The organism is Bordetella tumbae (assembly GCF_965139195.1).
In the GTDB taxonomy this organism is placed as follows: Bacteria; Pseudomonadota; Gammaproteobacteria; order Burkholderiales; family Burkholderiaceae_B; genus Bordetella_A; species Bordetella_A tumbae.
In genome coordinates, this window is the sequence record NZ_CBCSJH010000037.1 from 42,856 (window position 1) to 54,163 (window position 11,308).

The following is an 11,308-nucleotide window of genomic DNA, read 5'->3' on the forward strand; positions in this document are numbered from 1 at the left end:
AGTCAACCCCGAGATAATACGCCCTCTCAATGGGGCGGGCTATCGAGCGCACCGGCTCGGCCATCGCTGCCCTCGCTCACCAGTTGCAGCAGATTCGACACCACACTGGACGTTTCATCGCGGCGCGTGGCCAAGCCCAGTACGGCTTTGGGCCAGGACGAGTCCAAAGGACGATAGGTGACACCCGCTGGTTGCATGCAGCGCATGGACGCTGGAACAACGGCGATGCCCATGCCGGCAGCGACCAGGTTGACGGCGGACGACAGCTGCGGTGCGCGCTGCCCGATACTCGGACTGAAACCGTGTTGGCGGCAGGCCGAGACGATGTCGGCGCTCAGGCCATAGCCGGATTTGCGGGCATAGATGATGAAGCGTTCGGCGTGCAGGTCCTGCAGGTGCAGGCTGGCTTGCGTGGCGAGTGGGTGCTTGTCTGGCAGCGCAACGACCAGCGATTCTTCGGCGAGTTTCACAAAGTGAATGCCGCTGGCTACGGAAAAGGGCGGCCGTACAAAGACGGCGTCAATTGTCTTGTCACCGAGGCAGGCGATGAGTGATTCGCTGTTGCTTTCCTCCAGACTGACTTCGACCTCGGGATGCCGGTGTTGGTACAGGCTGAGCGTGTGCGTCACCAGGTCGTTGAAGGAGGCGGATTCGGTGAATCCGACGCGCAGTACACCGGCCTCGCCGCGTGCGGCGCGCTGTGCCGTGTGCAGGGCATCATCCACGCGCGACAAGATATCCGAGGCGCGTTCGAGGAAGACTTTGCCGACGCTGTTGAGCACTACGCCACGGCCGACACGGTCAAACAGCGGGGCGCCGATTTCCTTTTCCAGTTCGCGTATCTGCTGGCTCAGGGGCGGTTGAGCAATACCGAGTTGCTGAGCGGCACGCGTGAAGTGTTCAGCCTGCGCGGTGGCAACGAAGTAACGCAGATGGCGTAGTTCCATATCGGTATTTAAAAAGTATTAATTATGTATTTTTCATATATTAGACGTAATGATTTCGCCGCGCCATAATTTGCGCCCTGATCGAGATGGCCTGCCTTGCGAGATAGGCGCGAGTTCGCCATTCCGAGCCAAACGACAAGGAGCAAAGAATGAAAGCGACGCAGCAATTGCGGCAGGCATTGACGACGGGCAAGACTTTGGTAGCGCCAGGCGCTTTTGATGGTCTTTCGGCGCGTTTGGTCGCGATGGCAGGTTTTGATGCCGTCTATGCCAGTGGCGGAGCGATCGCCCGCGCTGCCGGGGTGCCCGATCTCGGGTTGTTGAGTTTTACCGAGGTCATGGACCGGGTCGAGAAAATCGTCGAGGCCAGCGGCCTGCCTGTGATCGCGGATGCCGATACTGGCTTTGGCGGATCGGCGAACGTCGAGCGTACCGTGCGCGTCATGGAGCGTGCGGGCGTGGCGGCTTTCCATCTGGAGGACCAGTCATTCCCCAAACGTTGTGGCCATCTGGACGACAAGAGTCTGGTCGACACGGACGAAATGGTGCGCAAGATCAAGATCGCCCGGCAAACGCTCAGTGACCCGGATTGCCTGGTGATTGCGCGTACTGACGCCATCGCTGTCGAAGGCTTTGAATCGGCGCTCGTGCGTGCCGAGCGGTACGCCGCCGCTGGCGCGGACATGTTGTTTGTCGAGGCGCCCGAGACCATCGAGCAGATCCGCGAGATCGCGCGCCGGATTCCCGGCCCAAAGCTGATCAACATGTTTTACGGGGGCAAGACGCCGCTGGTGCCTGTCGATGAATTGTCGGCCCTGGGCTATCAGATCGCCATCATTCCGTCTGATTTGCAGCGTGCTGCCATCCATGCCATGCAAACCACCTTGCAGGAAATCAAGCGCACTGGCGACAGCAGCGCGTTGGCTGCGCAACTGACGAGTTTCAAGGAACGCGAGCAGATCGTTCAAACCAGCCGGTATCTCGATCTGGATAAGCTGTAAGACATGGACCCGCGGGTGAGCCCACGCATGAGCATCACTCATGCGGCTGGCTGGCCTCGACGACATTGAGATGGACTGACAAACGGCGCGGGAAACGGCGCCGTTTGTCATTGTCCGCACTATTTCATCGCTCGTACGCGGAGGATCTACGTGCTATTTGCTCAGACGATAATGCGCCGCCGTGTGCATAAAAGCCTCTAACGTAGCGCGTTGCCAGGCAGCGTCGTGGCCCAGTTCTTCAGCCAGAATGCGCGCGACTTCGGGGGCGGCGAGGATGGCGGCTTCGCTATCCAGGAACAAGGCGCGGTTGCGCCGGGCGAGGACGTCTTCGGCGGTGCGCGCCAGCTCGTGTCGCGCGGCAAAGCGCACGTGGGCCTCTGTCAGGCCGCTGGCGTTGACGAGCACATGATCGATGCCGGGCAGGGCACGCAGCAGCGGCAGATCCGTGCCGTAGTAGCTGTCCGGCGTGCCATGGGCCGGTTGATGCGCGGACGGCGAGGCCGTGGCGTTGCGCGTCGCGTTGGTGTGGGAGCCGGTGCTCGAGCCCGTAGGCAATGTCGCCCCCGTACCGGCTCGGCCAGGCTGTGCTCCCACTGGGCTTGCGCCATGCAGGGGCAAATCCGCAGTGCGGCAATGCGCCTGAGGCAACAGCTGATGTTGAATGGCGGTGTCGATGACGTCCTGGGCCATCCGGCGGTATGTCGTCCATTTCCCGCCAGTCACGGTGACCAGGCCGTTGCGCGACACCAGGATCGTGTGTTCGCGCGAGAGCGTTTTCGTCGCGGCCTCGCCGGTCGCCTTGACCAGCGGACGCAGGCCTGCCCAGACGCTCGTCACATCGGCGCGCGTGGGTTTGCGGCTGAGATAGCGGGCCGCTGTCTGCAGAATGAAATCGATGTCGGCGTTTGAGGCGATCGGGTCCAACGGCAGATCGTCGCGCGGGGCATCGGTCGTGCCGACGATGGTGTGGCCGTTCCAGGGCACGACAAAAAGCACGCGGCCATCATCGGTCTTGGGGATGAGGATGGCCTTGTCGCCCGGCAAAAAGTCGCGCGGCAGTGTCAGATGCACGCCCTGGCTGGGCGCCACCATGGTCTGTGCCTGCGGATCGTCCATGCGGCGCACGCTATCGACCCACACGCCGGTGGCATTCACCACGCAACGCGCGCGTACCGTGTATTCCGTGCCGCTGAAGGCGTCTTGGACGATCACGCCTTCGATGGCGCCTTTGCTGTTATGGGCATCGCCGCTGCGCACCAGGCCGGCGGCACGCACGTAATTGATGGCCGTGCCACCCAGGTCGAACAAGGTGCGCATCAGCGCCATCGCCAACCGCGCGTCGTCGAATTGACCGTCGTAATACAGCACTCCGCCGCGCAGATGGCGGCCGCCCACGGACGGTGCGATGGTGCTGGCCTCGGCCAGGGTTTCTTTCTTCGAGAGCCAGCGGCTGGGCGACAGATTGAGTTTGCCGGCCAGCATGTCGTACATCTTGAGCCCGATGCCGTAGAACGGCTGATCGAACATGCCGTAGGCCGGCACGACGAACCCTAACGGCCAGACCAGGTGCGGCGCATTGCGATTGAGCAATCCACGCTCGTGCAGGGCCTCGCGCACCAGGCTGATATTGCCTTGTGCCAGATAGCGCACACCACCATGAACGAGCTTGGTGGCTTTGCTGGAGGTCCCTTTGGCGAAATCCTGTCCCTCGACCAGCAAGGTCCGGTAGCCGCGTGCCGCGGCATCAACTGCCGTCCCCAGGCCGGTGGCGCCGCCGCCGATCACGACCACATCCCAGGTCGCGTTGTCATTCAGTACGCCCAGCAGGGCATCGCGACTGGGAATGGCTTTGGGAACGGGGGCGGTGTTCATGGTGTTTTTATCGGTTTGGGCAGAGATGGGAAAATCGTGCGTAAAGCGCTATGGCCGCGCGCGGTGGGAACGAGAGGCTGTGGGGGCATCGGCCGTGCCCGTACTGTCCGTATTCAAGGGATCTGCCTCCAAGGCATTGGCGTCCGCTTCGGCGATCACGCAGCGCACGCCGGATTCCTGCAACACCTGCGCCAGAGGGGGCTGAGGATAGGCATCGGTAAAGAACCTGTCGATCTGCGAAATATGCGCCAGCTCGACCATGGCTTGCCGTTGGAATTTGCTGCTGTCAGCCGCCAGCCAGACCTCGCGCGACTGGTCGATGATGCTGCGTGCAACACGCACCTCGCGGAAATCGTAGTCACGCAAGGTACCGTCGGCCTCGATGCCGGAGATGCCGATGAGACCGATATCGACCTTGAACTGGCGGATGAAGTCGATGGTGGCTTCACCGACAATGCCCCGGTCGCGCGAGCGCACGACACCGCCCGCGATGATGATTTCGCAGTCCGGATTGTCGGACAGGATATCGGCCACGTGCAGGTTATTGGTGATGACGCGCAGGCCTCGATGATGCAACAGCGCGCGAGCAATGGCCTCGGTCGTCGTGCCTATGTTCAGAATCAGCGAACAGCCATCGGGGACGGCTTTCGCGACGGCCTGGGCGATGCGTTGCTTGGCCTCGGCATGCAGGCCCTGACGCTTGCGATAGGCGATGTTTTCGATGGTGGACGACTCGATGCGTACGCCACCATGAAAACGTGACAGGAGGCCGGCCTCGGCCAGCAGATTGACATCGCGCCGCACGGTCTGCAGCGTGACGTCAAAATGCCGAGCCAGGGACTCGATGCTGGCCGATCCGTGGGAACGGACCAGTTCTACCAGTGCGCTTTGGCGAGGATTCAGGATCATTTCTGTATATTAAAACAACAAAAGCGAAAAATAATGACGCACTGCAAGATTGTTTTTCTTTCGTTTGTTGGTTAAAACGCAAAAAACCAAAAATACAACGAAAACGCAGCGAATCCGTGATCCGGAGGAGAGCAATGCAGTTGACGCTGGACCAGGTCGCTCTGCAGGAGGGGGCACAAACGCATCTGTATCCGATGAGTTTGGCGCCGATTCCCGGGGCAATGACGGTATTGCTGGGGGTGACCCTGGCCGGCAAGACCTCGCTGATGCGCCTCATGGCCGGGCTGGACCGGCCGACCTCGGGGCGGGTGCTGGTCGACGGGGTGGATGTCACCGGGGTGCCGGTACGCCGCCGCAACGTGGCCATGGTGTACCAGCAGTTCATCAACTATCCGTCGATGTCGGTGTACGACAACATCGCCTCGCCGCTGAAGCTGCGAGGCGCTACAGACATCCGGGCTCGGGTTCATGCGATGGCGGAGCGCCTGCATATCGAACATTTGCTGCAGCGCTATCCGGCCGAATTGTCGGGTGGCCAACAGCAGCGTGTGGCGTTGGCGCGGGCGCTGGCCAAGCAGGCGCCGCTGATTTTGCTGGACGAGCCGCTGGTCAATCTGGACTACAAGCTGCGCGAAGAGTTGCGCGACGAGCTCGGCAGCCTCTTTGCTGAGGGGGAATCGACTGTGGTGTACGCCACGACCGAGCCGGCCGAGGCCTTGCTGCTGGGGGGCTATACCGCGGTGATGGATGCGGGCGAGTTGCTGCAATACGGCCCTGCGGCAGAGGTGTTTCACCAGCCGGCGTCCTTGCGGGTGGCGCAGGTGTTCAGCGACCCGCCGATGAATTTATTTGCTGCACAGCGTCAGGACGGTGGCATCGTGTTGCAGGGAGGCATTGCGGCGGGGCGCGTGCCGGAAAGCAGGGGGCAGGCTGCGCTAGCGGCAGGCGCGCCGGCCGACGCAGGTCCAGACGCGCGTGAGTTCGTGCCAGGGCTGCATGCCGGCGCTGGCCGGTCTGCGCCAGCCGCGCAGCCACATGCCGGCACGGGTCAGTCCGAAATGACGGCGGGGCTGCGAGCGGGCGCATTCAGTGTCGAGCCGGCAGCGGGCCGGGTGGCGCTGCAGGGCACGGTAAAACTCGCGGAGATTTCCGGCTCGGATACCTATGTGCATGCCGAAACGGCGGCGGGGCCCGTGGTCGCCCAATTGGCGGGTGTACACCGCTATCAATTGGAGGACCCGTTGACCCTGTATTTCGATCCGGCGAGTTTGTACACCTTTGACGCGGCGGGCCGGCTGCTGGCGGCCGGTAATCCGGCGGGGGTTGCCTGATGGCCGCCATTGAACTGGATTTGGCTCATGCGTATGTCAGTCATCCTCAATCGGATGACGATTATGCGTTGTTGCCCTTGCGCTTTACGTTTCGCGACGGGGGCGCCTATGCCTTGCTCGGGCCATCGGGCTGCGGCAAGACGACGCTGCTTAATTGCATTTCCGGTCTGCTGAAACCGTCGCAGGGACGTATTTTGTTTGACGGCCGCGATGTGACGGGGTTGACGCCGCAGCAGCGGAATATCGCCCAGGTGTTTCAGTTTCCGGTGGTGTACGACACGATGACGGTGGCGGACAATCTGGCCTTTCCGTTGCGCAATCGTGGCATGCCCGAGGCCCATATCCAGGGCCGCGTCGGGCGCATTGCCGAGATGCTGGACATGTCGGCGCAGCTGAATCGCCGGGCTAGCGGCTTGAGCGCCGATGCCAAGCAAAAAATCTCGCTAGGCCGCGGGTTGGTGCGCAGCGATGTATCAGCCGTGCTGTTCGACGAGCCCTTGACCGTGATTGACCCACACCTGAAATGGCAACTGCGGCGCAAGCTCAAAGAGATTCATCAAGAACTGAATCTGACGCTGATCTATGTCACGCACGATCAAACCGAAGCACTGACGTTTGCCGAAGAGGTCGTTGTCATGTCGCGTGGCAAGGCCGTGCAGATCGGCACACCCGAAGATCTGTTCGAGCGTCCCGCGCATACGTTTGTAGGGAATTTCATTGGCTCGCCGGGGATGAATTTTTTGCCGGCGCAATGGCAGGGCGGTGTCTTGACGGTCGGGACGAGTCGCTTATGGGACGGCCGGGCGTCGCAGGCACCCGCGCATTCGCCGTCTGATTCCGCGGCGGTATCGGCTGCCACCGGAGGAGGCGTGGGCTCGGCTTCGATGCCGGATGTCAATGCGCCCGTTGATACTGGTTCTGTCCATCACGCCGCAGACGCGACGTCCAGCCGCCACCCATCCGCCGATTGGCCACCGCACAGGGCGGCATCGCTGGCAGATGCTGGCGACGTGCGATTGGGCGTGAGGCCAGAATATTTGCAGCCTTGCGCGGCCAATACACCGGGCGCAGTGCCTGTACAAGTATCGCGAGTGCAGGACCTGGGGACCTATCTGCTGTTGAGTGGCGAGTTCGAGGGCTCGCTCTTGCGCGCCCGTGCGCGTGCCGGCAGTGCGGTCGCGGTGGGTGATACGGTGTGGCTGCCTTTGTTGAATACGCATACGTGCTTCTACCGGAACGAGGAGCTGCTGACGTGAAACCGATTAATCAGCGTGCCTGGCTATTGGTGTTGCCGGTGGTGATATGCGTGGCGTTTTCGGCGATTTTGCCGCTGATGACGATCGTCAATTACTCGGTGCAGGACATTCTGTCGCCCGATCGGCGCGTGTTTGTCGGCACGGAGTGGTATGCGGCGGTGCTGCAGGACGAGGAACTGCACAGTGCCTTGCTGCGGCAGATCGGTTTTTCCTTGGCGGTGCTGGCCATTGAAATCCCGTTGGGCATTCTGTTGGCCCTATGCATGCCCGCCTCGGGGTGGCGGGCATCGGCGGTGCTGGTGATCATCGCGCTGTCGCTGCTGATCCCGTGGAACGTGGTCGGCACGATCTGGCAGGTATTCGGGCGCACCGATATTGGCTTGATGGGCGCAGGACTGACGTGGCTGGGCGTGCAGTATCAATACACGGGCGATCCGCTGGATGCGTGGCTGACGGTGTTGGTCATGGATGTCTGGCATTGGACGCCGTTGGTGGCGCTGCTCTGTTATGCCGGGCTGCGCGCGATTCCCGAAGCGTACTACCAGGCTGCCCGCATCGATGGCGCAACGCGGTGGGCGGTGTTTCGCTATATCCAGCTGCCCAAGCTGCGCGGTGTGTTGATGATCGCGGTGCTGCTGCGTTTCATGGACAGCTTCATGATTTATACCGAGCCCTTTGTCTTGACCGGTGGCGGGCCGGGCAATGCGACGACGTTCCTGTCGCAATACCTGACACAGAAAGCGGTGGGCCAATTTGATCTGGGGCCGGCGGCGGCATTTTCCATTGTGTATTTCCTGATTATTTTGCTGCTGTGCTTTGTTCTGTATAACTGGATGCAGCGCGCCGGTACGGCCACGCAGGAGGAGTCTCATGGATAAGCGAGGCTGGGCCTGGCGCACAGGCTTTCTGGTGTTGTATCTGGTGTTCGCCATCCTGCCGCTGTATTGGATGTTGAATATGTCGTTCAAGACCAATACCGAGATCGTCGGCTCGCTGACCTTGTGGCCGCGCGATTTCACCTTTGAACACTATCTCACTATTTTCACGGACTCGGCCTGGTATTCGGGCTATATCAATTCGCTGATTTATGTGGTGATCAATACGCTGATTTCGCTGGCGGTGGCGTTGCCGGCTGCCTACGCGTTTTCGCGTTATCGCTTTATTGGCGACAAGCATGTGTTTTTCTGGCTGCTGACCAATCGCATGACGCCGCCGGCGGTGTTCCTGTTGCCGTTCTTTCAGCTGTATAGCTCGCTGGGTTTGATGGACACGCATCTGGCGGTCGCGTTGGCGCATCTGGTGTTCAACGTCCCGCTCGCCGTGTGGATCCTGGAGGGCTTCATGTCCGGCGTGCCGCGTGAGATCGACGAGACGGCCTATGTCGATGGCTATTCGTTTCCGCGGTTTTTCCTGACGATTTTCTTGCCGCTGATCAAATCGGGCGTCGGGGTGGCGGCGTTCTTCTGCTTTATGTTCAGCTGGGTAGAGCTGCTGTTGGCGCGCACGCTGACCTCGGTCAATGCCAAACCCATTGTGGCGACGATGACGCGGACGGTGTCGGCCTCCGGCATGGACTGGGGGGTGTTGGCGGCCGCAGGCGTACTGACGATCGTGCCGGGCGGCATTGTGATCTGGTTCGTGCGGCATTACATCGCAAAGGGCTTTGCGATGGGCCGGGTCTAAAGGAGCGCGCACCATGTTTCAGTGGATGGTATGGACCACGCCGGTTGCGGTGTTCTTCATTTGCATCGTGCTCATGCTGGCCGGTATGACGGTGTGGGAATTGAAATCGCCAACGCGATTGCGTAAAGGTTTTTTGCCTATGGCCACGACGCGCGGCGACCGGCTCTTTATCGGCCTGATGATCATGGCCTGGATCAATCTGGCCTATGTAGGGTTCGGCGAAAAAATGATGGATTGGCTGGCATTGGACGATCCCCCGAGCTTATGGATCAGCTTTGCGGTGTCGCTCGTGGTGTTGGCCTGGGTCATGCGCAAGGGTTGAATAAAAAACAGCAGGGAAACGACCGTCGGCCGAATTCTTCCCAGGCCCAGGTCCGCAGCATAACGGGAAGGTCTTTCGAGGAGATGGGTCATGAAATTGCGTATGCGGACGATGGCCGTGGCCATCGCGTTGATCGGGAGCACGGCGGCCTGGGCCGGCGTTCCCGAGGCAGAAAAATGGGTGAATTCAGAGTTCCAGCCATCGACCTTGTCCAAGGACAAGCAAATGGCCGAAATGCAGTGGTTCATCGACGCGGCAGCCAAACTCAAGGCCCAGGGCGTCAACGAAATCAATGTGGTGTCCGAAACGATCACGACTCATGAATATGAGTCGAAAACCCTGGCGCGCGCCTTTACCGAAATCACCGGTATCAAGGTCAATCACGATCTGATTCAGGAAGGCGACGTGGTCGAGAAACTGCAGACCTCGATGCAGTCGGGCAAGTCGATTTACGACGGCTGGATTTCCGATTCCGATTTGATCGGCACGCATTATCGCTATGGTGCGATTTTGCCGCTGTCCGACTATATGAGCGGAGACGGCAAGCAGTGGACCAATCCAGATCTGGATATCAAGGACTTTATCGGCACGAGTTTCACGACTGCGCCTGACGGCAAGCTCTATCAATTGCCCGATCAGCAGTTTGCCAACGTGTATTGGTTCCGTGCAGACTGGTTTGCGCGGCCGGACCTGCGCGAGAAATTCAAAGCCAAATACGGCTACGAATTAGGCGTGCCCACAAACTGGTCGGCCTATGAGGATATCGCCGATTTCTTTACCAATGACGTGAAAGAACTCGACGGCAAGAAGGTCTATGGCCACATGGACTATGGCAAAAAAGATCCGTCGCTGGGCTGGCGCTTTACCGATGCGTGGTTGTCGATGGCGGGCGCCGCTGACAAGGGCCTGCCAAACGGGATGCCGGTCGATGAATGGGGTATTCGTGTCGCTGACGATAAATGCACGCCGGTTGGCGCATCGGTCGAACGGGGCGGGGCGACCAACAGTCCGGCCGCGGTCTATGCGCTGACCAAATACATCGATTGGATGAAAAAATACGCGCCGCCGCAGGCGATGGGCATGACGTTCTCTGAATCGGGCCCGGTCCCGGCGCAGGGGCATATTGCGCAGCAGATCTTCTGGTACACGGCCTTTACCGCGGATATGACCAAAAAGGGCCTGCCTGTGGTGAACGAGGACGGCACGCCGAAATGGCGGATGGCGCCATCGCCTTATGGTCCGTATTGGAAAGAGGGGATGCAAAACGGCTATCAGGACGTGGGCTCGTGGACGTTCTTCAAGTCCACCGATCCGAATCGCCTGGCTGCCGCATGGCTCTATGCACAATTCGTGAACGCCAAAACGGTATCGTTGAAAAAGTCCATCACCGGGCTGACCTTTACGCGTGACAGCGATATACACAGCGACTATTTCACGAAAAATGCAGCCAACTATGGCGGCCTGATCGAGTTCTATCGCAGCCCGGCACGGGTGGCATGGACGCCTACCGGGAATAACGTGCCCGACTATCCCAAACTGGCCCAACTCTGGTGGAAAAACGTCGCCACGGCCGTCACGGGCGAGCAGACGCCGCAAAAAGCCATGGACAACCTGGCGGATGAGATGGACAAGGTGATGGCACGCCTGGAACGTGCAGGGATGGCGCAGTGCGCACCGAAACTGAACAAGAAGAGCGATCCGTCGAAGTGGCTGTCGGACGAGCATGCGCCGTGGAAAAAACTGGCCAACGAAAAACCACAAGGCCAGACCATTCCATACGATCAACTGCTGCAAGCCTGGAAAGAAGGCAAGGTACGTTGAGTTGACTGAGGCAGCAAGCCGAAGGCGCGGCGTGGGGGCTTTTTTTATGCCTCGGTTGCTGTCTGTGGCATGCGTAGTGTGGAGTTCTTTTGGCGCAGGAGGTCGGCGTGTAAAAGCCCCGCCGGGCCTATCGCCGCGACTCGGCCCATGAGCAGGGGCCTCGGCC

At 60.4% G+C, this 11,308-nt stretch carries 10 protein-coding genes; 7 read left to right on the forward strand and 3 right to left on the reverse strand.

What is annotated here, in order from left to right; translation table 11 throughout:
* Positions 1-26 precede the first annotated feature (26 nt).
* A complete protein-coding gene (locus ACNA0J_RS25000; protein WP_415821607.1) occupies positions 27-947 on the reverse strand; it encodes a LysR family transcriptional regulator in 921 nt (306 codons plus the stop codon).
* 149 nt (positions 948-1,096) lie between these two features.
* Between ACNA0J_RS25000 and ACNA0J_RS25005 the strand changes: the two genes are divergently transcribed.
* Positions 1,097-1,948, forward strand: coding sequence for an isocitrate lyase/PEP mutase family protein (locus tag ACNA0J_RS25005; RefSeq protein ID WP_415821608.1), 852 nt, complete (start codon positions 1,097-1,099; stop codon positions 1,946-1,948).
* 153 nt (positions 1,949-2,101) lie between these two features.
* Here the strand turns inward: ACNA0J_RS25005 and ACNA0J_RS25010 are convergent, their stop codons facing one another.
* Both ACNA0J_RS25010 and ACNA0J_RS25015 read right to left on the reverse strand, forming a co-directional pair.
* On the reverse strand, positions 2,102-3,820 hold the full coding sequence (locus tag ACNA0J_RS25010) for a glycerol-3-phosphate dehydrogenase/oxidase (RefSeq protein ID WP_415821609.1): 1,719 nt from the start codon (positions 3,818-3,820) through the stop codon (positions 2,102-2,104).
* Positions 3,821-3,868: 48 nt separating this feature from the next.
* Complete coding sequence (locus tag ACNA0J_RS25015; protein ID WP_415821610.1) at positions 3,869-4,729, reverse strand: DeoR/GlpR family DNA-binding transcription regulator; 861 nt, start codon at positions 4,727-4,729, stop codon at positions 3,869-3,871.
* Positions 4,730-4,863: 134 nt separating this feature from the next.
* On the opposite strand from ACNA0J_RS25015, the gene ACNA0J_RS25020 reads away from it, so the two are divergent.
* From ACNA0J_RS25020 to ACNA0J_RS25045, 6 genes are all read left to right on the forward strand, one after another.
* Entirely contained in the window at positions 4,864-6,060 is a 1,197-nt protein-coding gene (locus ACNA0J_RS25020; protein ID WP_415821611.1) for an ABC transporter ATP-binding protein, read from the forward strand.
* On the forward strand, positions 6,060-7,316 hold the full coding sequence (locus ACNA0J_RS25025; protein ID WP_415821612.1) for an ABC transporter ATP-binding protein: 1,257 nt from the start codon (positions 6,060-6,062) through the stop codon (positions 7,314-7,316). Before ACNA0J_RS25020 ends, ACNA0J_RS25025 begins: the two co-directional genes overlap by 1 nt.
* On the forward strand, positions 7,313-8,194 hold the full coding sequence (locus ACNA0J_RS25030; RefSeq protein ID WP_415821613.1) for a carbohydrate ABC transporter permease: 882 nt from the start codon (positions 7,313-7,315) through the stop codon (positions 8,192-8,194). The genes ACNA0J_RS25025 and ACNA0J_RS25030 overlap by 4 nt, the downstream gene beginning before the upstream one ends.
* Positions 8,187-8,999 (forward strand): carbohydrate ABC transporter permease, encoded by an 813-nt coding sequence (locus tag ACNA0J_RS25035; RefSeq protein ID WP_415821614.1) that lies wholly within the window; start codon positions 8,187-8,189, stop codon positions 8,997-8,999. Before ACNA0J_RS25030 ends, ACNA0J_RS25035 begins: the two co-directional genes overlap by 8 nt.
* Before the next feature lie 13 nt (positions 9,000-9,012).
* On the forward strand, positions 9,013-9,321 hold the full coding sequence (locus ACNA0J_RS25040) for a DUF2160 domain-containing protein (protein ID WP_415821615.1): 309 nt from the start codon (positions 9,013-9,015) through the stop codon (positions 9,319-9,321).
* 90 nt (positions 9,322-9,411) lie between these two features.
* Positions 9,412-11,142: an ABC transporter substrate-binding protein gene (locus tag ACNA0J_RS25045; RefSeq protein WP_415821616.1), complete on the forward strand. Its 1,731-nt coding sequence runs from the start codon at positions 9,412-9,414 to the stop codon at positions 11,140-11,142.
* Positions 11,143-11,308 lie beyond the last annotated feature (166 nt).